Annotated in this window: 20 protein-coding genes and 1 tRNA gene (1 of these 21 running past the window's edge); 5 read left to right on the forward strand and 16 right to left on the reverse strand. The window is 68.4% G+C overall.

The genetic code is table 11. The annotated features are described in order from the left end of the window. Window positions 1-1,336: the 5' portion of an aldehyde dehydrogenase (NADP(+)) gene (locus tag QE385_RS09695; protein WP_307101289.1), read on the reverse strand. Its footprint begins 188 nt before the window's first position; the window shows 1,336 of its 1,524 coding nt (coding positions 1-1,336); it begins with the start codon at window positions 1,334-1,336; its stop codon lies off the left edge, out of view. 110 nt (window positions 1,337-1,446) lie between these two features. Here QE385_RS09695 and QE385_RS09700 point away from each other — a divergent pair, with 110 nt between their 5' ends. Continuing rightward, complete coding sequence (locus QE385_RS09700) at window positions 1,447-2,235, forward strand: FadR/GntR family transcriptional regulator (RefSeq protein ID WP_307101291.1); 789 nt, start codon at window positions 1,447-1,449, stop codon at window positions 2,233-2,235. A 58-nt stretch (window positions 2,236-2,293) separates the two neighbouring features. On the opposite strand, the gene QE385_RS09705 is transcribed toward QE385_RS09700, so the two are convergent. Genes QE385_RS09705 through QE385_RS09715 form a run of 3 tightly spaced genes read right to left on the reverse strand, consistent with a single transcriptional unit; the run spans window position 2,294 to window position 5,132 of the window. After that, complete coding sequence (locus QE385_RS09705) at window positions 2,294-3,157, reverse strand: SMP-30/gluconolactonase/LRE family protein (protein WP_307101293.1); 864 nt, start codon at window positions 3,155-3,157, stop codon at window positions 2,294-2,296. Window positions 3,158-3,186: 29 nt separating this feature from the next. Next, window positions 3,187-3,972: an SDR family NAD(P)-dependent oxidoreductase gene (locus tag QE385_RS09710; protein WP_307101295.1), complete on the reverse strand. Its 786-nt coding sequence runs from the start codon at window positions 3,970-3,972 to the stop codon at window positions 3,187-3,189. 14 nt (window positions 3,973-3,986) lie between these two features. Further along, window positions 3,987-5,132, reverse strand: a complete 1,146-nt coding sequence (locus QE385_RS09715) for a fumarylacetoacetate hydrolase family protein (RefSeq protein ID WP_307101297.1) — start codon at window positions 5,130-5,132, stop codon at window positions 3,987-3,989. 186 nt (window positions 5,133-5,318) lie between these two features. Here QE385_RS09715 and QE385_RS09720 point away from each other — a divergent pair, with 186 nt between their 5' ends. Further along, window positions 5,319-5,693, forward strand: a complete 375-nt coding sequence (locus QE385_RS09720; protein ID WP_307101299.1) for a hypothetical protein — start codon at window positions 5,319-5,321, stop codon at window positions 5,691-5,693. Between the two features lie 77 nt (window positions 5,694-5,770). Here QE385_RS09720 and QE385_RS09725 read toward each other — a convergent pair whose 3' ends face one another. Together QE385_RS09725 and QE385_RS09730 are read right to left on the reverse strand one after the other, a co-directional pair. Further along, window positions 5,771-7,561 (reverse strand): IlvD/Edd family dehydratase, encoded by a 1,791-nt coding sequence (locus QE385_RS09725; protein WP_307101301.1) that lies wholly within the window; start codon window positions 7,559-7,561, stop codon window positions 5,771-5,773. A 13-nt stretch (window positions 7,562-7,574) separates the two neighbouring features. Continuing rightward, window positions 7,575-8,669, reverse strand: coding sequence for an aldose epimerase family protein (locus QE385_RS09730; RefSeq protein WP_307101304.1), 1,095 nt, complete (start codon window positions 8,667-8,669; stop codon window positions 7,575-7,577). Between the two features lie 182 nt (window positions 8,670-8,851). Here QE385_RS09730 and QE385_RS09735 point away from each other — a divergent pair, with 182 nt between their 5' ends. Together QE385_RS09735 and QE385_RS09740 are read left to right on the forward strand one after the other, a co-directional pair. Continuing rightward, on the forward strand, window positions 8,852-10,156 hold the full coding sequence (locus QE385_RS09735; RefSeq protein WP_307101306.1) for a sugar MFS transporter: 1,305 nt from the start codon (window positions 8,852-8,854) through the stop codon (window positions 10,154-10,156). 138 nt (window positions 10,157-10,294) lie between these two features. Continuing rightward, window positions 10,295-10,903, forward strand: coding sequence for a DUF1826 domain-containing protein (locus QE385_RS09740; RefSeq protein ID WP_307101307.1), 609 nt, complete (start codon window positions 10,295-10,297; stop codon window positions 10,901-10,903). A 249-nt stretch (window positions 10,904-11,152) separates the two neighbouring features. Here QE385_RS09740 and QE385_RS09745 read toward each other — a convergent pair whose 3' ends face one another. The 7 genes from QE385_RS09745 to cpdR all read right to left on the reverse strand — a co-directional run bounded on the left by QE385_RS09745 (window position 11,153) and on the right by cpdR (window position 16,183). Further along, window positions 11,153-12,469: a copper resistance protein B gene (locus QE385_RS09745; protein WP_307101309.1), complete on the reverse strand. Its 1,317-nt coding sequence runs from the start codon at window positions 12,467-12,469 to the stop codon at window positions 11,153-11,155. Next, on the reverse strand, window positions 12,466-14,238 hold the full coding sequence (locus tag QE385_RS09750) for a copper resistance system multicopper oxidase (protein WP_373424653.1): 1,773 nt from the start codon (window positions 14,236-14,238) through the stop codon (window positions 12,466-12,468). The genes QE385_RS09745 and QE385_RS09750 overlap by 4 nt, the downstream gene beginning before the upstream one ends. Before the next feature lie 32 nt (window positions 14,239-14,270). Next, window positions 14,271-14,831 carry an RNA polymerase sigma factor gene (locus QE385_RS09755; RefSeq protein ID WP_307101311.1) on the reverse strand — a complete coding sequence of 187 codons (561 nt, stop codon included), beginning with the start codon at window positions 14,829-14,831 and terminating at the stop codon, window positions 14,271-14,273. Further along, window positions 14,828-15,259 carry a periplasmic heavy metal sensor gene (locus QE385_RS09760; RefSeq protein WP_307101313.1) on the reverse strand — a complete coding sequence of 144 codons (432 nt, stop codon included), beginning with the start codon at window positions 15,257-15,259 and terminating at the stop codon, window positions 14,828-14,830. The genes QE385_RS09755 and QE385_RS09760 overlap by 4 nt, the downstream gene beginning before the upstream one ends. Before the next feature lie 8 nt (window positions 15,260-15,267). After that, on the reverse strand, window positions 15,268-15,555 hold the full coding sequence (locus QE385_RS09765) for a hypothetical protein (protein ID WP_307101315.1): 288 nt from the start codon (window positions 15,553-15,555) through the stop codon (window positions 15,268-15,270). 130 nt (window positions 15,556-15,685) lie between these two features. Continuing rightward, a tRNA-Val gene (locus QE385_RS09770) sits at window positions 15,686-15,760 on the reverse strand. A 45-nt stretch (window positions 15,761-15,805) separates the two neighbouring features. Beyond that, a complete protein-coding gene (cpdR, locus tag QE385_RS09775) occupies window positions 15,806-16,183 on the reverse strand; it encodes a cell cycle two-component system response regulator CpdR (protein ID WP_307104665.1) in 378 nt (125 codons plus the stop codon). 100 nt (window positions 16,184-16,283) lie between these two features. Between cpdR and QE385_RS09780 the strand changes: the two genes are divergently transcribed. Beyond that, window positions 16,284-17,141, forward strand: coding sequence for an N-formylglutamate amidohydrolase (locus QE385_RS09780; protein ID WP_307101318.1), 858 nt, complete (start codon window positions 16,284-16,286; stop codon window positions 17,139-17,141). A gap of 302 nt (window positions 17,142-17,443) precedes the next feature. On the opposite strand, the gene QE385_RS09785 is transcribed toward QE385_RS09780, so the two are convergent. The 3 genes from QE385_RS09785 to QE385_RS09795 all read right to left on the reverse strand — a co-directional run bounded on the left by QE385_RS09785 (window position 17,444) and on the right by QE385_RS09795 (window position 20,260). Beyond that, window positions 17,444-17,983, reverse strand: a complete 540-nt coding sequence (locus QE385_RS09785) for a cytochrome b (RefSeq protein ID WP_307101320.1) — start codon at window positions 17,981-17,983, stop codon at window positions 17,444-17,446. 3 nt (window positions 17,984-17,986) lie between these two features. Continuing rightward, window positions 17,987-18,760 carry a SapC family protein gene (locus QE385_RS09790; protein ID WP_307101322.1) on the reverse strand — a complete coding sequence of 258 codons (774 nt, stop codon included), beginning with the start codon at window positions 18,758-18,760 and terminating at the stop codon, window positions 17,987-17,989. A gap of 75 nt (window positions 18,761-18,835) precedes the next feature. After that, window positions 18,836-20,260 (reverse strand): FAD-binding oxidoreductase, encoded by a 1,425-nt coding sequence (locus tag QE385_RS09795; RefSeq protein ID WP_307101324.1) that lies wholly within the window; start codon window positions 20,258-20,260, stop codon window positions 18,836-18,838. Between the last annotated feature and the right edge of the window lie 41 nt (window positions 20,261-20,301).

Below are 20,301 nucleotides of genomic sequence, written 5' to 3' on the forward strand. Positions count from 1 at the left end.
CATGCGCCACCTCGACGCCGGTCGGCCAGCCATTGGCCAGGATCCGCCCCGCCTTGCGCTCGAGCACCGGCACCAGCCGCGCGGCCATGTCGGTATCGCCCTCATCCATCTGGATCGTAGCGGTCAGCTGACCCTCGGCGGCCTTGAGCACCGCGATCAGTTCCGCCTCGTCGCGGCAGCGGACCAGGATCGACGACGCGCCGAACACTTCATGACCCAGCGCCTCGTCGGCGAGGAACGCCTCGGCCGTGGTCTGGAAGAAGGCGGCGCGACCGGCGGTGACGCCCTCGCCCACCTTTCCTTTCGCAACCGTCTCGACCTTGTCGTGGCTCGCCAGCGACTCCGACGCCTTGGTATAGGCGGCGTGGATGCCGGGCGTCAGCATGGTCTGCGCCGCCGCCTCGGTCAGCGCGGTGCGCGCCGCCTCGACAAAGCCGTCCAGCCCCTCGTCCTCGATCGCCAGCAACAGGCCCGGATTGGTGCAGAACTGGCCCGCGCCCATGGTCAGCGAGCCGACAAAGGCGGTGCCCAGCGCGGCGCCGCGCGCCTTCAGCGCCTCGGGCATCAGCACGACCGGGTTGATGCTGGACATCTCGGCATAGACGGGGATCGGGATGGGCCGCTCCTGTGCGATCTTCAGCAGCGCCAGGCCGCCCGCGCGCGAGCCGGTGAAGCCGACCGCCGCGATGCGCGGATCACGGACCAGCGCGCCGCCCAGTTCGTTGCTGGGGCCGGTCAGATGACCGAACACGCCCTTGGGCAGACCGCAGGCCTCGACCGCGCGTTCGATCGCGGCGGCGACCAGCGCGCCGGTCTGCGGATGGGCGGGATGGCCCTTGACGATCACCGGGCAACCGGCGGCCAGCGCGGATGCCGTGTCGCCACCGGCGGTCGAGAAGGCGAGTGGGAAGTTGGACGCGCCGAACACCGCGACCGGGCCCAGCGGCACCATGCGCAGGCGCAGATCGGGGCGCGGCAGCGGCTGGCGGTCGGGCAGGGCGGGGTCGATACGGACCTGGAGATAGGCCCCGGCGCGCAGCACCTTGGCGAACAGGCCGAGCTGGCCGACCGTGCGGCCGCGCTCGCCCTCCAGCCGCGCGCGCGGCAGACCGCTTTCGCGCATCGCTGCCTGGATCAGATCGTCGCCAATGGCCATGATCTCCGCACCGATCCTGTCGAGGAACACGGCGCGCTCCTCGCGGCTGGTGGCGCGATAGACGTCGAACGCCTCCTCTGCTGCGGCACAGGCCGCATCGACATCGGCCGGTCCGTGCACCGCAAAGGCGTCGCCCACCGGCTGTCCGGTGGCGGCGTCGATCGAGCGGAAATCGGTCATAGGGGAAGCTCCTTTATATTACTCCGACATATTCGTTTGACGGAGCGATGGCAATGTTAAAGGTAATGCGCGAGGATAGGGGCGGAGAGGTACGATCGATGGATGACATGATGACGAACGGGAACGCCGCGCCCGAACCCCTGGTCGATTCCCCGGTCCAGTCCCCGGCCGATTCCGAGGTTCCCGCACCCAAGACCCGGCGCGGCACCGGCCGCCGTCTGCACGGCGCGATCGCGCACAAGCTGGGCGCGGCGATCGTGTCGGGCGAATATCGCCCCGGCGACACGCTGTCGGGCGAGGTCGCCTTTTCCGAGGCGCTCGACGTGTCGCGCAGCGCCTATCGCGAGGCGGTGCAGGTGCTGAGCGCCAAGGGGCTGGTCGAAAGCCGACCCAAGACGGGCACCCGCGTCCTGCCGCGCAACCGTTGGAACCTGCTCGACCCCGATGTGCTCGCCTGGGCCTTTTCGGGTGAGCCCGACATCCAGTTCGTGCGCAGCCTGTTCGAGCTGCGGTCGATCGTCGAGCCCGCCGCCGCGCGGCTGGCGGCCGAGCGACGCGACAAGGCCGACCTGAAGGAGATGCGCGACGCGCTGGCCGCGATGCGCCGCCACACGCTGGCGACCGAGGCGGGGCGCACGGCGGACCGCGAATTCCACAACGCGGTGCTGGCCGCGACCCGCAACGACGCGCTGGTCGTGCTGACCGCCAGCATCGGCGCGGCGGTCGCCTGGACCACCCAGTTCAAGCAGCGGTCGCGCGCGCTGCCCCGCAATCCGGTGCCCGACCATGTGAAAGTCTATGACGCGATCGCCGCGGGCGATGTCGAGGGCGCGGGAGAGGCCATGCGGCTGCTCGTCGATCTGGCGCTGGAGGATACCCGCAGCGCGATGGAAGGATAAGAAGGCCCGCCCCCGTTCAGGAGCGGGCCACCCGAGACGCCGGGTTCGGAGACGGGGGTCAGAAGGCCGCGCGGTGGAGCGGCTTGGCCGGGACCGCGACCCGGAAGGTGAAGATGTCGCCCGCCTGGACCTGCTCGGCGAGTTGCTCGTCCGACAGGCCCTGCCGCGCGGTGGTGGCATAGGCGGTGCGGCCGTCGGGGCCGCCCAGCGCGATCTTGGTGATGTTGGACACGGGGAAGCGCACCTCGTCGGTCATCACGCCGTCGGGGCCGTAACGCCGCGCCGCCCAGCCGCCATAGAAGCCGACCCACACCCCGCCCTCGGCATCGCAGATCGCGCCGTCGGGATGACCGTCCGCATCGCCGAAGCGCGCGAACTCGGTCGCGGGGCCGAGCGTCCCGTCCGCCAGGATCGCGTGCGCCAGGATGACCTTGCCCAGCGTGTCGACATGATAGAGCGTCGAGTCGTCGGGCGAGATGGCGGGACCGTTGGTGATGCACACCGCATCGGCGCTGGACGGCGAGACCAGTCCCGCGACCCAGCTGAACAGACGGCCCGACAGCGCCGTCTCGTCATTGTCCATCGTGCCGAACCAGATCCGCCCCTGCCCGTCGACGCACGCATCGTTCAGGCGGTTGGCGGGGAGATGCGTATCGACCTCGGCCATACGCTCGAACCCGCCGGTGGCGGGATCGAAGTGATGCGGGCCCGACTTCAGCCCGGCGACGAATCCGCCGCGCTGCGCCGGCACCACCCAGCCGACCATTTCGGGCGAGTCCCAGTGATCGAGCGTGCCCGCCACCGGATCATGGGCATAGATGCGCTGCTGCTTGATATCGACGAACCACAGCAGGCCGTCGACCCAGATCGGGCCCTCGCCCAGCGTCGCACCCACGGTCAGACAATGTTCGGCCTGCTGCATCACTCTCTCCTATGCTCTCGCCCGGTCTGTCAGCGCCAACCGGCGTCGATGAAATAGTCGTGGCCGGTGCACATCCGGGCATCGTCCGAGGCCAGGAACAGCACCAGCGCCGCGACATCGGCGGGCTGGATGCGCCCGTCGATGCACTGGGCCGCGACGATCTCCGCCTCGCCTTCGGGCGTGTACCATTTTTCCTGGCGCGGCGTCTGGACGTTGCCCGGCACGATGGTGTTCACGCGGATGTTGTCGCGCCCCAGATCGCGCGCCAGGCTGCGGGTCAGGCCCTCGATCGCGGCCTTGCACGTCTGGTACAGGACCAGGTCGTTGAGACCCAGGTGCCAGCTGATCGACCCGAAGTTCAGGATCGCGCCGCCACCGGCGCGCTTCATCGCGGGGATCACCGCCTGCGCGGCAAAGAACTGGTGGCGCAGATTGACGTTGAGCCGCTCGTCCCAATAGGCCGGGGTCACGTCCGCGATGCTGTGGCGGTCGTCATTGCCCGCATTGTTGACCAGGATGTCGACCCCGCCCAGCGCCTCTTCCAGCTCGGCGAAGATCGTCTTGAGATGGTCGAGATCGGTCAGGTCGCAGCGGCGATGGATCGGCGCATGGCGGGCATCGCCCGACAGCCGCTCGACCAGCGCCCGGCTCGCCTCCTCGGCGATGTCGACGAACGCGACGCGCGCGCCCTGCGCGACAAACGCCTCGACCAGCCCCTCGCCGATCCCCGAGCCGCCGCCGGTCACGATCACCCGCTTGTCGGTCAGGCTGGGATAGCGCGCGACCAGATCGGCGGCGCTGGTCTTCTGCAACATGTCTTGAGTCTCCGTCACAACAGGCCACGCTTGGCCAGGTTGCGCATCAGGTCGCCCAGACCGAAGGTCCAGGCCGGGGCGTCGGCACTGGTCATCACCGGATTGACCAGCGTGCCCAGACGCGGGTTGGCGATGACGACGGTGTCGCCGACCTTGTGGGTGAAGCCGCGGCCGGGCTCGTCACGGTCCTGGGTCGGCGCGAACAGCGTGCCGAGGAACAGGACGAGGCCGTCCGGATAATGATGCTCGCTGAGCGCCTGGCCCAGCAGGTCCTCGGGATCGCGGCTGATCTGGTCCATCGAGCTGGCGCCTTCCAGCACATAGCCGTCGGTGCCGGTGATGGTCAGCTTGACCTCGCTCGACCGGACATCGTCCATGGTGAAGCCGTCGTCGAACAGCCGGACGAGCGGCCCGAGCGAGCAGGAGGCGTTGTTGTCCTTCGCCTTGCCCAGCAGCAGCGCCGAGCGCCCCTCGAAATCGCGCAGATTGACGTCGTTGCCCAGCGTCGCGCCGACCGCCTTGCCATGCGCGTCGGCGACCAGCACCACCTCGGGCTCCGGGTTGTTCCAGGTCGAATCGGAACGGACCCCGACCGGCATGCCCCAACCGACGGTCGACAGCACCGGCGACTTGGTGAAGATCTCGGCATCCGGGCCGATCGCGACCTCCAGATATTGCGACCACAGCCCCTCGGCGATCAGCGCGTCCTTGAGCTGCGCGGCCTCGGGCGAGCCCGGCACCACCGAGCGGATATTGCCGCCCAGCGCCTGTTCCAGCGTGGCGCGCAGCCCCGCCGCCTTGGCATGGTCGCCGCGCGCACGCTCCTCGATCACCCGCTCCAGCGCCGACACGGCGAAGGTCACGCCCGCCGCCTTCACGCATTGCAGATCGATCGGCGAGAGCAGGCGGTTGGCCGCGCCTTGCTCGGGGGACAGGTTCAGGTCGCCCAGATCGCCCAGCGATTCCCCCTGCCCGGCCTCGACCGTACCGGCCGCGATCAGCGCCGAAACGGTCGGGGCGACGCGGCTCATGTCGAAAACTTCCCCGCCCTGCACCAAAATAGGACATGGCCCCTCGCCGCGATCGATACGGCCGACGAAACGGCCCGTCCGCCAATCCTCGGGCAGGGCATCGATCAGAGGAGTGGAATTGCTTGCCATGTCTTACTCTCCGCGATTTTTGTTAGCGGTATCGAGTGCCGCCCGGTTCAGGTCAAGAGGCGCTCGCGGTCGTCCAGCCGTCACCGCCATAGCGACATTTGGGTCATTCCCAATGGGTCCATTTTGGTTTTAACCACTTGGATAGCGACGCCATGCCATCTGGTGCCGGAGGGGGAAAACAGGCCCATGCGAATCGACGACCCCGGATTCTCCGTCTGGCTGGACGACCGCTTCATCATTCAGGTCCGGACGCGAACCGCGTGGACCGTCGAGATCGCCGATCGTTACTGGGCCTGCTTCCAGCCCTTCCTCGACGCATCGCGCGCGCAGTGGGGCCATGCCAGGGTGCTGGTCGATCGACGCGGCACCCCCATCATGCCGATCACGATGGTCCAGGTGATGCGCGACGGCATCATGGCATTCTATCGGCCCGGCGACCGACTGGCGCTGGTCGTCGATTCCAGCCCCCTGAAGATGCAGGTCCGGCAGAATTACCAGCTGCCCAGTATCGACGCCTTCCTGTCCTACGACGCCGCCCTGGCCTGGCTCGAGAACAGTTAGACGAAACGGCCGATCCCCCGCCGGACGGCCGGACGGGATGAATCCCGCCCGGCCTGACCGTTCCGGCCAGTATCCGATCAATGGTTGTCGCGCGGCAGGCCCTGGGTCTGGGCGATACGCTGATACTTCTCGGCCCCCTCCAGGATGGCGCCGGTCGACATCTGGCCGACCACCGAACGCTGGATTTCCTGCCACGGGGTCTGCGACGCAGGATATTTATACCCGCCCGCCGCCGCGAGGGTCTTGCGACGCTCGGCCAGTTCCTCGTCGGAGATGAGGATGTTGGCGGTGCCCTTGTTCAGGTCGATGCGCACCCGGTCGCCGGTCTCGATCAGCGCCAGGCCGCCCATCGCCGCCGCTTCCGGGCTGGCGTTCAGGATCGAGGGCGAACCCGAGGTGCCCGACTGACGCCCGTCGCCGATGCAGGGCAGCGAGTGCACGCCCTCGGTGATCAGATAGGCGGGCGGGCGCATGTTGACGACTTCCGCCGCGCCCGGATAGCCGATCGGCCCCGCGCCACGCATGAACAGCAGCGTCTGCGGCGTGATGCCGGTCGCGGGATCGTCGATCCGATGGTGATAATCCTCCGGCCCGTCGAACACGACCGCCGGACCTTCAAAGGCATCGGGATCGTCGGGGTTGGACAGATAACGCTCGCGGAATTCCTCCGAGATCACGCTGGTCTTCATCACGGCGGCGTCGAACAGATTGCCCGACAGGACGATGAAGCCCGCCTCTTCCTTCAGCGGCTGAGCGAAGGGGCGGATGACCTTTTCGTCCTCGATCGCGACGCCCCGGCAATTCTCGCCCATGGTCTTGCCGTTGACGGTCATCGCGCCCTCGTGGATCAGCCCCTGCTCGATCAACTGGTTGACCACGGCGGGCACGCCGCCTGCGCGGTAATAATCCTCGCCCAGATATTCGCCCGCCGGTTGCAGGTTCACGAGCAGCGGGATCTTGTGCCCCTCGGTCTCCCAGTCCTGCACGGGCAGGTCGACGCCGATATGGCGCGCGATGGCGGCGAGGTGGATCGGCGCGTTGGTCGAGCCGCCGATCGCCGAGTTCACCTTGATCGCGTTGTGGAACGCCTCCTTGGTCAGGATGTCGGAGGGCTTCAGGTCCTCGTTCACCATCTCGACGATGCGCTTGCCGGTCAGGTACGCGACTTCCTGGCGATCGCGATAGGGCGCGGGGATCGCGGCCGAGCCGGGCAGCGACATGCCCAGCGCCTCGGCCAGCGAGTTCATCGTGGTCGCGGTGCCCATGGTGTTGCAATAGCCGGTCGACGGTGCCGACGAGGCGACCAGGCGGATGAACTCCGCATCGTCGATCTCGCCCGCCGCCAGCATCTGGCGCGCCTTCCAGACGATGGTGCCCGAGCCGGTCCGCTCGCCCTTGTGCCAGCCGTTGAGCATCGGCCCGACCGACAGCGCGATCGCGGGGATGTTGACGGTGGCGGCGGCCATCAGCGCGGCCGGGGTCGTCTTGTCGCAACCGATGGTCAGCACCACCGCGTCGAGCGGATAGCCGTACAGCACCTCGACCAGCCCCAGATAGGCCAGGTTGCGGTCGAGGCCCGCGGTCGGGCGCTTGCCGGTTTCCTGGATCGGATGGACCGGGAATTCCAGGACGATGCCGCCCGCCTCGCGCACGCCCTCACGCACCCGCTCGGCCAGCACCAGATGATGGCGGTTGCAGGGCGAGAGGTCCGAGCCGGTCTGCGCGATGCCGATGATCGGCTTGCCCGACTGAAGCTCCTCCAGCGACAGGCCGAAGTTCAGATACCGCTCCAGATAGAGCGCGGTCATGTCGATATTCTCGGGATTGTCGAACCAGGCGCGGCTGCGCAGTTTGGGCGTGTCGGTCATGTCAGGCTTTCGGTCAGCGAACGGTGGAGAAGCGGTAGATCATGGTATGCCGGTAGGGCTTGCCGGGATCGACGCGCGGCGAGACGAAATCGGGCTTGTTGGGCGAGTCGGGGAATTTCTGCGGCTCGAGCGCGATGCCGTCGCCCATGCGGTACAGATGGCCCTTCTTGCCGACATAGGTGCCGTCGAGGAAATTGCCCGTATAGAATTGCACGCCCGGTTCGGTCGACAGCACCTCGAGCACGCGGCCCGAGGCGGGGTCCTCCAGCCGGGCCGCCAGCTGCGGCGTGACGGTCAGGCCCTTGTCGAGCGCGAAATTATGGTCGTAGCCCTGGCCATAGCGGATCTGCTGGTCATTGCCGTCGCGAATGCCGTCGGCGACCACGCGCGGGCTGCGGAAGTCGAAGACGGTGCCCGCAACCGGACGACGCTCGCCGGTCGGGATCAGCTTGGCGTCGACCGGGGTATAGGTCGTCGCTGGGATGGTCAGCTTGTGGAAGGTCGCGCCCGAAGGCGAGCCTTCGCCGTTCAGGTTGAAGATCGCGTGGTTCGTCATGTTGACGATGGTCGGCTTGTCGGTCTTCGCCTCGAACGCGATGGTCAGCGCCCCCGCCTCGTCGAGCGAATAGGTCACGGTCGCATCGACCTTGCCCGGATAGCCCTGATCGCCATCGGGGCTGGTCAGCGCCATGACGACGCTGGCGGTCGGGCCGTCCTTCATCGAGACGATGCGCCACAGATGCTTGTCGAAGCCCTTGGTCCCGCCGTGCAGCGAATTGACCTTGTCGTTCAGCGTCAGCTGATAGGGGCGCCCGTCGAGCGTGAAGCGCCCGCCGCCGATCCGGTTGGCGAAGCGGCCGACCGTCACCCCGAAGAAATTGGGATGGTTCACATAATCGTCGGCCTTGTCATAGCCGAGCAGGACGTCGGCCAGCTTGCCGTCGCGGTCGGGCGCCATGACCGACTGCAACGTGGCGCCGTACGTCAGGACGCGCGCCGACAGCCCGGCCTTGTTGGTCAGGGTCACCGCCTCGATCGCGGCACCATCGGCCAGTTGCCCGGCGGGGGCGCGTTTCGCCTCGCCCGCCAGGGCCGCAGTCGAACTCATTACGGACGTTACCGCTACCAACGTGAAAAAGGTCTTGATTGACGCCCTCGACATGCCTCACCCTTTCGTCGCCAGACGCCATTGACGCGCCTTTTGCGTCACTATAGTCAGACAAAATATCAGGAGCAAGCCGGTCTGCGAACAGTTTTTCGCGAGATTACCGGCCCGAAGGAGAGGATTGCATGGCCGCACCCGTCGTTTCCCGCGCCAACGGCGCGTCGCCAGCCGCGGGAGGGGGCAGATACGGCTCCGCACTGGCGCTGCTGGCCAGCCTGTTCTTCATGTGGGGCTTCATCACGGTCATCAACGGGACGCTGCTGCCGCACCTGCGCAGCGTGTTCGAGCTGAGCTATTTCCAGGCCTCGCTGATCGAGAGCGTCTGGTTCATCGCCTATTTCTTCGCCTCCATCCCCTCGGCCAAGCTGATCGAGCGGATCGGATACCAGAAGTCGCTGGTGACGGGCCTGCTCATCATGGCGGCGGGTGCGGTCGGCATGATGCTGGCGGCGTCGCTGCCCTCTTATGGCGTCACGCTGCTGATGCTGTTCGTGATCGCCAGCGGCATCACCCTGCTCCAGGTCGCGGCCAACCCCTATGTCGCGGTGCTCGGCCCGGCGGACACGGCGTCGTCGCGCCTCAACCTCGTCCAGGCGATGAACTCAATGGGCACGATGCTGGCCCCGCTGTTCGGCGCCTATCTGATCCTCGGCCGGTCCAAGGGCGGCACGGCGCAGGCCGGTGAGGCGCTGACCCAGGCCGAACGCCTGGCCGATGCGCATGCGGTGGTCCTGCCTTACGGCCTGGTCGCGATCGTTCTGGTCGTGCTGGCGCTCGTCATCGCGCGCTTCCCGCTGCCCGCCATGGGTTCGGCGACCAGCCGGATCGCCAAGGAGGAGCGCAAGAACCATTCGCTGTGGAAGCATCGCAACCTGGTGTTCGGCATCGGCGCGATCTTCATCTACCTGATCGCCGAGATCGGCGTGGGCAACCTGTTCGTCAACTTCGTCAGCCGCCCCGACATCGGCAACATGACCACCGAGGCGGCGGGCCGTTACCTGACGCTGCTGTGGGGCGGGATGATGGTCGGTCGCTTCGTCGGCTCGGCGATCATGCAGAAGGTGCCTGCGGGCGCGGTGCTGGCGGTCTTCTCGATCGGCGCGTTCCTGACCATGCTGGTCACCGTGTTCGCCGATGGTCACATCGCCATGTGGTCGCTGATCCTGGTCGGCCTGTTCCACTCGATCATGTTCCCGACCATCTTCACGCTGGGCATTCGCGGCCTCGGCCCGCTGACCGAGGAAGGCTCGGGCCTGCTGATCATGGCGATCGCGGGCGGCGCGCTGGTCGCGGTGCATGGCTGGCTGGCCGATCATTACGGGTTGCAGCAGTCGTTCCTGCTGACCGCGGTGTGCGAACTCTACATCCTGTTCTACGCGGTCTGGGGTTCGAAGCCGACCAACGCCTTCCCCGACGAGGACGCCGGCTGATACCGGACGATCCTCGTTCGAAAACAGGGGGGCGGTGCCGCAGGGTGCCGCCCCCTTCTGTTTTGGAGCGGCGGCATCTTTCGCCAATGGGCACGGCATGGTACGATACATCATCCCATTCAGCCGAGTATCCCGCCCTTGTCCCCTTCCCTCGACCTGCTCCACGCCGCCCCCCTCGCCCTCCCCGATCATGTCCGTCTGGGACGCGACTCCAGCGTGCTGGGCACGATCGACGATCCGGCAGTGACGTTGGCGATATGGGAGCGCGCGTCGCCGCTGCCCCGGCCCGATCTGGCGGAGTTTCCGGCGCTGCGCTTCGCGGCCGATGCCGGATCGGTCGCGGCGAAGGTGCGGGCCGCGCTGGCGGATGCGGTTCCGCAGGACTGGCATGACTGGCTCGCCCGCGATGTCGAGACGCTGGCCCGGCTTTATGCCACGCTGACCGGCGAGGACCGGGTCGAGGTCCGTATCGAGCGGGTGACGGGCAATGGCTGCTGGAAATTCCATGCCGACTATGTCGCGCTGCGGATGATCACCACCTATTGCGGGCAGGCGACCCAGTGGCTGCCCCATGGCGCCGATCCGCAGTCCGCGCCCCGCGCGCTGGCGCCCGGAGATGTCGGCCTGTTCAAGGGCCGCGAGCGCGCAGGCGACCGGGCGATCATCCACCGCTCTCCCCCGATCGCAGGCAGTGCCGAGGACCGGCTGTTGCTGGTCATCGATACCGAATGGCCCGACCATGGCTGAGCCTGCGCTGGTCTGCCGCGACCAAGACACCTCTCCTTCCCTCGCCCCTCGCAGAGGGGAGAGGGGAGAGGGTTGCGCAGACTTGGCCTTTGCGAAAGCAAAGGCTTAGTCGGAGCTGGGTGAGGGGTGGGCGCTCGCAAGCGAGCGCGCGAGCCCTTGGGCTCGCTCAACCCCTCACCCAAGCTTCGCTAACCCTCTCCCCTGTCCAGGGGAGAGGGAAGAAGATGCAATCCTAAATGGCATCCGCCCCTAAAACCAGCCACGGATGCCCAGCGCCAGCGCCGCGCCGCTGCCACGGGCGGGGCCATAGCGACGTTCCCAGTTCACCCCGACATAGGGAGCGAATTCGCGGGCGATCTCGTAACGCAGGCGCAGGCCCAGTTCGATATTGGAGACGCCCGCCGCGATCCGCTGATCGGGCACGTCCTGCGCCGCGAGATTGACCTCGATGCGCGGTTGCAGGATCGCCCGCTGGGTGATCCGCTGGTCCACCCAGGCCTCGGCGCGGGCCAGCACATCGCCCCTGTCCGACAGGAACAAGGCGCCCTCGACATCGAACCAATAGGGGGCGAGCCCCTCGACCCCGACGACCGCATAGGTGCGCCTTACCCCGCTGCCGACATCCTGCCGCACGCCCGCCTGGAGGTTCCAATAGGGATCGATCGCGCGGGCATAGAGTGCCTGCACTTCCGCCGCGCCGATCCGATCGCCAAAATCCCCCTCGCCCTCGCTCTTGACGACCAGCCGGTGGATGTCGCCGCCGAACCAGCCCTCCCCGTCCCAGCGATAGCCGTCGCGCCCGTCGCGGACCTGGATCTCGGCCAGGTTGAACAGGATCTGGTGAAAGGCCATGCCGCCATGCTCCGCCCGCATCCGGCGATCGGCGGCGGCCATGACGGCGCGGTCGTAGAAGCGATCCGCTGCACGCGTCGTCGGAGCGGGCGGCGGCGGGGCATGGCCCACCAATTCCGCCGGGGTGGCAGCGGGCTGGCAATGGCCCATCGCGGCATGTTCCGGCGAACAGGCTTCCGTCCCCATCGCCATGCCCGGCATCGCGGCGGGATCGGCTGCGCGGGTCTCGGCCGCCGGTGCAGGTTTGCAATGGCCCATGGCGGCGTGCTCGGGCGAGCAGGCCACCGCCCCCATCGCCATGCCGGACATCGCGGCGGGATCGGCTGCGCGGGTTTCGGCCGCCGGTGCAGGTTTGCAGTGGCCCATCGCGGCGTGCTCTGGCGGACAGGCCTCCGCCCCCATCGCCATGCCGGGCATCGCGGCGGGATCGGCCGCACCTGCTTCCAGGGCCGGAGTCGCCTGGCAATGCCCCATCGCCGCATGTTCGGGGGAGCAGGCCGAAGCCGCCGCCTTATGCTCCATGGCATGATGCGCCATTCCGGCCTGGCCCGGCGCGGCGTGCGGGGCACGGGTGGCCTTATTCCGGGGCCTGGCCTTGCCAGGCTTGCGGAGCGCGGCGGGCTTCGGGGCGGCCATCGGCATCGTCATGCCGGGCATCGCCATGCCCTGATGCTGCATCAGCGGATCGGCGAGCAGAAGCGACAGCAGGATCATGCCGCATCTCCCTTCGTCGCCGGATCGGGCCGAACGGTCACCACCTGCATCATACCCGCATGCATGTGATAGAGGAGGTGACAGTGGAACGCCCAGTCCCCCTCGGCATCGGCGGTCAGGTCGAAGGTGACGGTCCCCCCCGGCGCGACATTGACCGTATGCTTGCGCGGCGCATGATCACCATGCCCGGTCACCAGTTCGAAGAAATGGCCGTGCAAATGGATCGGGTGCGCCATCATCGTGTCGTTGACCAGCGTGACCCGCACCCGCTCGTTCAGGCGAAAGGGAATGGGCGCGGTCACGGCGTTCAGCTTCACCCCGTCGAACGCCCACATATAGCGCTCCATATTGCCGGTCAGATGGATGGTCAGCGCGCGCGAGGGCGTGCGGCGATCGGGATTGGGCCGGGTGCTCGCCAGGTCGCGATAGGTCAGCACCCGGTGCCCGGCATCGGCCAGCCCCTGTGGCGGCTCGCCGGTGCGGTCGACCGGCATCGGCGAAATTGTCTGGACGACCGGCGTGCGTGGCAGGCCGGGCGCGTTGGCGAAGTCGCGCATGCCGTGCTTCATCGCCCCATGATCCATGCCGCCCCCGCCGGGCTGGCAATGCCCCATCGCGGCATGTTCGGGCGAGCAGGCGGCGGCGCCCTGGTCCATCCCACCCATCCCCATATCCTTCATCGTCGCCAGCGGCCGGGGGCGCAGCGGCGGCACCGGCGCGACCATGCCGATCCGCGGCGCCAGCGTGGCCCGCGCCATGCCCGACCGGTCCCAGGTCTCGGCGACCAGCGTATAGGCGCGGTCCTCCGCCGGAGTGACGATCACGTCATAGGTCTCGGCGACCGCGATCTGGAGCTCGTCGACCGCGACCGGCCGGACATCCTGCCCGTCCGCCTGCACGACGGTCATCGCCAGCCCCGGAAGCCGTATGTTGAAGATCGTCATCGCCGACGCATTGACCAGCCGCAGCCGCACCCGCTCTCCGACCGCGAACAGCCCGGTCCAGTTGTCCGCCGGGCCATGGCCGTTGACCAGATAGCGATAGGTCGAGCCGGTCACGTCCGACACGTCGCTGGGGTCCATCCGCATCGCCCCCCAGCGCAAGCGCTCGGCCAGGGGCTGGTCGCGCCCCGCCAGCAATCCGCCGACGGTCTGTTTCTGATAGTTGAAATACCCGCCCTGCAATTTCAGGCGGCGGAAGATCGCATGCGGATGCAGCGCGCTGTGATCGGACAGCAGGACGACATGCTCGCGCTCGGCGGCGATCGGATCGGGTCCGGCAGGATCGATGACGATGGGGCCGTACAGCCCCTCCTGCTCCTGCAATCCCGAATGGCTGTGATACCAATAGGTCCCGGCCTGGACGACCGGAAACTCATAGGTGAAGCGCCCGCCCGCCGGAATGCCCGGAAAGCTGATCCCCGGCACCCCGTCCATCTGGAAGGGCAGGAGCAACCCGTGCCAGTGGATCGAGCTTTCCTCGTCCAGCTGGTTGACGACGGTGATCCGCGCGCGCTGCCCCTCGCGCAGCCGGATCAGCGGCGCCGGGGCCGAGCCGTTGATGCCGATCGCGTGATAGGGCTTGCCGTCGATCATCATGTGCTGGCGCGCGATGGTCAGGGTGATGTCGGGGCCGCTCAGCTCGGGGCGCGCCATATCCAGGCCATGCGCATGGCTCTGCGCCCAGCCCGGCACCGCCACCAGCGCGCCCAGTCCAGCCCCCCCCGCCAGCAGATCGCGGCGGCGCATCATCGTCTTCGGATCGATCATGCCCCCTTATACGCAAGCCCGGCGTGCGCCCCTCACCCGGTCCTGTCGCGCAATTCGGCACGGGCCCGGCGGATGCGCAGTTCGACCGCCTTCACGCTCAGCCCCAGCGCCTCGGCCGCCTCGGCCTGGCTCAGCCCCTCGATCGCGCACAGGATCAGCGGCGCGCGCAAGGCCTCGGGCAACGTGTCCAGCGCGGCCAGCGTGCGGGCCAGCGAGTCGCGCTCGATCGCCGCCGCTTCGCCGCCGATCCGGTCGTCGGCCACCGCCTCGGCCGCCTCGACCGGCAGGAAACGCGCGATCACCGCGCGCACCCGCCGCCGCCGTGCCCAGTCGCGGCATTTGTTGAGCGCGATCCGGCTGAGCCAGGCGCGCAGGCTGCGCGTCGTATCGAACCGCGCCAGCGCGCCGTGCGCGGCGACGAAACTCTCCTGCACCAGGTCCAGCGCCTCCTCGGCGTCGCGGACATGCGCCAGGATCAGGCGATACAGCGCCGCCTTGTGCCGGGCGACGATCGCGGCATAGGCCTCGGGCCGACCGCCCCGCACCAGCGCGACCAGATCGCCGTCGGACAAGCCCGCATAATCGCGGCTCACCGCCCCGTATCGGTCAGCTTGGCGACCACCAGCCGGTCGAAGGTCGCCGCCTGGTCGGGCCGCAGCACGCGGCGCATCGCAAAGACATGCGCCAGCGTCGCTTTTTGCAGGTCGCCCATGCTGTGATGCACCGCGTCGATCGCCTGGGTCACGCGGGGACCGTCGCGATGCTCGGCCTCGATCGCCGCCGCCAGCCGGGCATTGTCGCCGCGCAGCCGGGCGTCGAGCGCCGCGCGCGTGGCGGCGAACTGCGTCTCCAGTCGGTCGAGCGCCACCGCCTGCGCCGGGTCGAGCGCGATTGTCTGGTGGACGAGCGTATGGATGTCGCTCGCCTGCGGCTCGGTGGGCATCAGCAACCGGCATCCGATCGCCACCCCGGCCAGCGCGGCGACGAAGGCGATCACGATGGTCAGCACCGCCCGGCGCATCTCGCCCCTCACCGGCCAAGCAACAGCGTGGACGGCGCCAGGCCCCCGCCCAGCGCGACGACCGCCGCCCCGGGCCGCTCGCGCGCCTCGCTCCGCCCGGCCATCACGCCGCCGCCCGCCAGGCCCAGCACCATGGCGACAGCGGCCGCCAACGCCATGCCCCGCACCGAGAGCGTTCCGACAGGGACGGGCGCCGCCGCGATCGTCGCGGCGACCCGCTGCTCCATATCCGCAAGCGCGGCGGGCGGCATGCCCCGCGACAATCGGGCGAGATCGTGGTCGATGGGATCGGTCATGACAGGACTATACGCGACAAAGCGCCAAACCCCTCATGGGGATAAGATCCGCGAAAAACGGCCACCCGGCAGTCGATCCGCACCGCACAACAAAAACCCCGCTAAGCCGTTGGCCTAGCGGGGTTTTCGATGGTGGGCGTGGCAAGGATTGAACTTGCGACCCCTGCGATGTCAACACAGTGCTCTACCACTGAGCTACACGCCCGCCGGAGGCCGGCCAATTAGCCGGGGTGTGGGGGGCTGGCAAGCCCTAAATTGCACCATCGACCGAATTTGTCTGAAAAAGGCGATCCACCTCCATCACCAGGTCGCGCAGGTGGAAGGGTTTGGACAGGACGCGGGCGTTGGGAACCGCCTGCCCGGCCTTGAGCGTCACCGCCGCAAAGCCGGTGATGAACATCACGCGCAGGTCGGGCACCATCACGGCGGCGCGCTGGGCCAGTTCGATGCCGTCCATCTCGGGCATGACGATATCGGTCAGCAGCAGGTCGAACCGTTCGCTCTCCAGCAGCGGGATGGCCGCCGTGCCGCGATCCACCGCCGTCACCCGATAGCCCGAGCGGGTCAGCGCCCGCGTCAGATATTCGCGCATGACCTCATCGTCTTCGGCCAGCAGGATGTGAAGCATCTCTTGATCCCGATTCATGTGACGGCCGTTCTAGCGGCGAGGCCGTTAAGATTTCCAGACCATTGCTTGCCTTGTCGGCCCGCCATAGGATCGCCCGCCAATGGCCCAAGCGAACCCCGGCCCCTGCTATGACGGTTACGGGCTGGCCCTGCCCGCCGGTCCGGTCGTGCTGTCGGTGCCGCATGGCGGGCGGGACTATTCCCCCGCGCTGGTCGCCGCGCTGCGCGTGCCGCCGTCCGCGCTGATGGCGCTGGAGGACCGGCTGATCGACCGGGTGGCGATGGCGGCGCGCGGCGACGAGCCGATGCTGATGCAACGCACTCCGCGCGCCTGGATCGACCTGAACCGCGACGAGGGTGAGCGCGATCCGCTGGTCGATGCGGGCGCGCGGATCGGCGGGCGCAGTTCGGCCAAGCTGCGCAGCGGGCTGGGGCTGGTGCCGCGCCGGACCGCCGGGCATGGCGACATCTGGGCGCGGCGCTTCACCGATGCCGAGATCGTCGCCCGGATCGAGACGGAGCACCGGCCCTATCACCAGGCGCTGGCGGCCTGTCTGGCGGCGGTCCGGGCGCGGTTCGGGGTGGCGGTGCTGCTCGATCTGCATTCGATGCCGCCGCTGGGCCGCGCGACGGTCAGCCCCCGGGTGGTGATCGGCGACCGGCACGGCACGACCGCCGAGCCCCGCTTCGTCCGCCGGATCGAGGCCGCCGTGCGCGGGCTGGGCGTCGCCGTCACCCGCAACGCGCCCTATGCGGGCGGCCATATCGTCGAGCGGCACGGCGATCCCCGCCGCGGCATCCATGCGATCCAGCTGGAGCTGGACCGTTCGCTTTATCTCGATGCCGCGCTGGAATCGCCGGGCGAAGGCTTCGATGCCACCGTCGCGCTGGTCCGGGGGGCGATCGCCGCGCTTGGCGCCGAGGCGCTGGGGCAGGACTTGCCGCTCGCCGCCGAATAAAAAACCACCTCGCGCAAGGGGGAGAGCGCGAGGTGGCCAAGGTTCAGGGAGGAGACACGCTGAAAGCGTGTCATACGACACCGCGAAAGGGGGGACACGATGCCGTACAGGGTATAAATAAGAAGGGGCCTATTTGGTTCAACCCCGCCCCCCGCAATTCGTCATTTTTTCGTAACGGGTCGTGGGATGCGCCGGCCTGACGAGGGGTGTCTCGTTCTGCGAGGGCGCCGACCGATCTCAGGCGGCTACATCCCTCCACCATGCTTCGCATGGTCCCCCTCCCCTTGCAGGGGAGAAAAAGCTCAGCGCGTGCGGAAGCTCATGCGCGCGAGCAGGCCGTCGCGCAGCAGATAGTGATGGCGCAGCGCCGCCGCGACATGGATCGCCACCAGGGCCAGCATCGCCCAACCCAGAATCTCATGCGCCTCATGCCCCAGCCCGGCGGCGGCCTTGCCGATGGGCAAGGGCGGTACGTCGAGCAGCCCGAACCAGCTGACGGGGCGCGGGACGTCGCGGCCCGATCCCATCGCCCAGCCGCTCACCGGCATGACGATCATCAGGACATAGAGGGCCATGTGCAGCGCATGGGCGCTGCCGCGCGCCCAGGCCGGGACCTCGGCGGGCAGCGGCGGCGGGCGATGGCCCAGCCGCCAAAGGATCCGGCCGGCGGTCAGCGCCAGCACGGTCAACCCGATCGCCTTGTGCAGCGGGATGGTCCCCGGCAACAGGCTTTCGTGGAGCAGGCCGATCGCGAGATTGGCGACCACCAGGACCGCGATCGCCCAGTGAAAGGCGATCGCGACATGGCTGTACCGCGCCGTCGCGGCGACCGGCCCGGTCATGGCTTAGCCGATCGGCTGAAGCTGCGGCTGGGGCATCTTGCCCAGCTGCATCTGGCGCGAGAAGATGTCGCGCATCAGCGAGAGCGAGAAGAGGTGCGCATAGAGCAGCGGGAGCATCCCCGACTGGCTCATCTTGCGCAGCTGGTCGCCGCGCAGGTCGACCAGCTTCTCTTCATTGACCATCTGGAAACCGCGATAGACGAAGGGCTGCTCCGCGCCGTCGGGCTGGATCGAGACTTCGCCGTCCATCAGCAGGCCCATCTCGACCAGTTCGGCCATGAAGTTCTGCGTGCGGGCACCGGCCTGTTCGAACGATTCGTTGAACGCCAGGATGTTCTTGGTCAGCTCGCTGGGCTGGCCGTTGTCGAACAGCGCGTCGCCGTCGTCGAACGCCCCGATGGTCGGCGAGGTCGGGTCGAAGCAAAGCGACAGCTCTTCGGCCTCGGGACGCAGGCGCGCCAGCATGTACGGATAGCGGCGGACATAGGCGGGGACGTAGAAATTCGTCTCGGTCAGACGGCCTTCGTCGCTGACGAAGACGTTGACGCCCTCGTTCAGGCCCATCAGCGCGAGCGGGATCGGCGCCTCGCCGACCGAGAAGACGATCGGCATGAAACGCTGGACCAGCGGGAATTCGTCGACGGTGACGGGGATGGCATGCTGGCCGGCGAGGAAGGGCGCCGTTTCCTGCGGACGGACCTTGTAATTGGCGTGAGCCTCGCTCGAAAGCGGCTCCAGGCCGTTATAGAAAAGCGGAAGGGACGGCGCGCTGGCCATGATAATCTCCAAAAAACGCGTTCACGCGAGCCCCCCGGCCGCGTGTCGTGGCCTCGTGTCTATGGGGCCGGGGCCTTATGCGCAAGCGACGAGCTTGCCCGGATTGAACAGGCCGTGCGGATCGAGCGCCGTCTTGATGGCGCGGATCGCCGCGACCCGTTCGGGCGAGAGGCGGGCGAGTTCGTCGCGCTTCATCTGGCCGATGCCGTGTTCGGCCGAGATGGTGCCGCCCGCCGCCGTTACCAGGTCATGGACGAAGCGGGTGATGATCGCGGCCTGTTCGGCATAGAAACGGTCGCGGTCGGTGCCGGGCGCGGCGCGGACATGGAAATGGATATTGCCGTCGCCCAGATGCCCGAAGCCCGAGGCATGGGTGCCGGGGAAGCGGGCGTCGCACGCCGCCGCCGCCTCGACCATGAAGCGCGGCATCGCCTCGACCGGGACCGCGATGTCGTGCTGCACCGCCGGACCCAGCGCGCGCTCGGCATCGGACAGCGAGTGGCGGAGCAGCCAGAACGCCTCGCCCTGCGCGTCCGATGCGGCGATCACCGCATCGGCGACCACCCCGTCCTCCAGCGCGGCGGCGAGTTGCGCCTCCAGCATCGCGGCCGGATCGGCGGCGGGGTCGCCCGTCACCGCCTCGATCAGCACGTGCCAGGGATGCGGCCCGGCCAGCGGCGCGCGCGCGCCAGGGAGATGCGCGACGGCGGCGGCCAGGCTCTCGGCGGGCAGGATCTCGAAACTCTCGATCATGTCGGTCGCGGCCTGCAACCGGCGCAGCAGCGACAGGCCCGCCGCCGGATCGGACAGCCCGACCCAGGCGGTCGCATGGCCCGCGATCGCCGGGGCCAACCGCAGCGCGGCGGCGGTGACGATGCCCAGCGTCCCCTCCGCGCCGATCAGCAGCTGTCCCAGGTCATAGCCGCGATTGTCCTTCTTCAGCGCGGACAGCCCGTCATACAGCGTCCCGTCGGGCAGAACCGCCTCCACGCCCAGCGTCAGCCCGCGCATCGTCCCGAAGCGCAAGACCTGCGTGCCGCCCGCATTGGTCGAGACGAGCCCGCCCACCGTCGCATTGCCCTTCGCCCCCAGGGTCAGCGGAAAGCGCCACCCTTGCGCCTCGGCGGCATCGTGCAGCTCGGCCAGGATCACCCCCGCCTCGGCGATCGCCATGCCCGCCTGCGCATCGATGCGGCGGATGCGGTTCATCCGGCGGGTCGACAGGATCAGCGCCGAGCCGTCCACGGGCGGGGTCGCGCCGCCGACCATCGAGCTGTTCCCCCCCTGCGGCACCAGCGGCACCCGGTGTTCGGCCGCGGCGCGCAGCACCGCCTGGACCTGCGCGGTATCGGCGGGGGCCAGGATCGCGGGCGCATGGCCGGAGAAGCGCCGCCGCCAGTCGATCTCCCAGGGGGCGATCCGTTCGGGATCGGTGACGATCCCCTTGTCGCCCAGCAGGGGGCGAAGCGCGGCGATCATGGCGGTCTGGCTGGAATTCATGCCCCATCCGCTAAAACAGGTTCAGGAAGTGTTCAACGATC

Source organism: Sphingomonas sp. SORGH_AS_0950, assembly GCF_030818415.1.
In the GTDB taxonomy this organism is placed as follows: Bacteria; Pseudomonadota; Alphaproteobacteria; order Sphingomonadales; family Sphingomonadaceae; genus Sphingomonas.

What these genes read in the sequence shown, in the direction of transcription:
- cpdR (WP_307104665.1), bottom strand. Translation starts at nt 16,183, where the DNA reads ATGCTTCACATCCTGCTGGCCGAAGACGATGAGGTCATGCGCGAATAT.
- QE385_RS09725 (WP_307101301.1), bottom strand. Translation starts at nt 7,561, where the DNA reads ATGACCGACACGCCCAAACTGCGCAGCCGCGCCTGGTTCGACAATCCC.
- QE385_RS09735 (WP_307101306.1), top strand. Translation starts at nt 8,852, where the DNA reads ATGGCCGCACCCGTCGTTTCCCGCGCCAACGGCGCGTCGCCAGCCGCG.
- QE385_RS09785 (WP_307101320.1), bottom strand. Translation starts at nt 17,983, where the DNA reads ATGACCGGGCCGGTCGCCGCGACGGCGCGGTACAGCCATGTCGCGATC.
- QE385_RS09745 (WP_307101309.1), bottom strand. Translation starts at nt 12,469, where the DNA reads ATGATCCTGCTGTCGCTTCTGCTCGCCGATCCGCTGATGCAGCATCAG.
- QE385_RS09790 (WP_307101322.1), bottom strand. Translation starts at nt 18,760, where the DNA reads ATGGCCAGCGCGCCGTCCCTTCCGCTTTTCTATAACGGCCTGGAGCCG.
- QE385_RS09750 (WP_373424653.1), bottom strand. Translation starts at nt 14,238, where the DNA reads ATGATCGATCCGAAGACGATGATGCGCCGCCGCGATCTGCTGGCGGGG.
- QE385_RS09710 (WP_307101295.1), bottom strand. Translation starts at nt 3,972, where the DNA reads ATGTTGCAGAAGACCAGCGCCGCCGATCTGGTCGCGCGCTATCCCAGC.
- QE385_RS09700 (WP_307101291.1), top strand. Translation starts at nt 1,447, where the DNA reads ATGACGAACGGGAACGCCGCGCCCGAACCCCTGGTCGATTCCCCGGTC.
- QE385_RS09705 (WP_307101293.1), bottom strand. Translation starts at nt 3,157, where the DNA reads ATGCAGCAGGCCGAACATTGTCTGACCGTGGGTGCGACGCTGGGCGAG.
- QE385_RS09795 (WP_307101324.1), bottom strand. Translation starts at nt 20,260, where the DNA reads ATGAATTCCAGCCAGACCGCCATGATCGCCGCGCTTCGCCCCCTGCTG.
- QE385_RS09780 (WP_307101318.1), top strand. Translation starts at nt 16,284, where the DNA reads ATGGCCCAAGCGAACCCCGGCCCCTGCTATGACGGTTACGGGCTGGCC.
- QE385_RS09765 (WP_307101315.1), bottom strand. Translation starts at nt 15,555, where the DNA reads ATGACCGATCCCATCGACCACGATCTCGCCCGATTGTCGCGGGGCATG.
- QE385_RS09720 (WP_307101299.1), top strand. Translation starts at nt 5,319, where the DNA reads ATGCGAATCGACGACCCCGGATTCTCCGTCTGGCTGGACGACCGCTTC.
- QE385_RS09760 (WP_307101313.1), bottom strand. Translation starts at nt 15,259, where the DNA reads ATGCGCCGGGCGGTGCTGACCATCGTGATCGCCTTCGTCGCCGCGCTG.
- QE385_RS09715 (WP_307101297.1), bottom strand. Translation starts at nt 5,132, where the DNA reads ATGGCAAGCAATTCCACTCCTCTGATCGATGCCCTGCCCGAGGATTGG.
- QE385_RS09730 (WP_307101304.1), bottom strand. Translation starts at nt 8,669, where the DNA reads ATGAGTTCGACTGCGGCCCTGGCGGGCGAGGCGAAACGCGCCCCCGCC.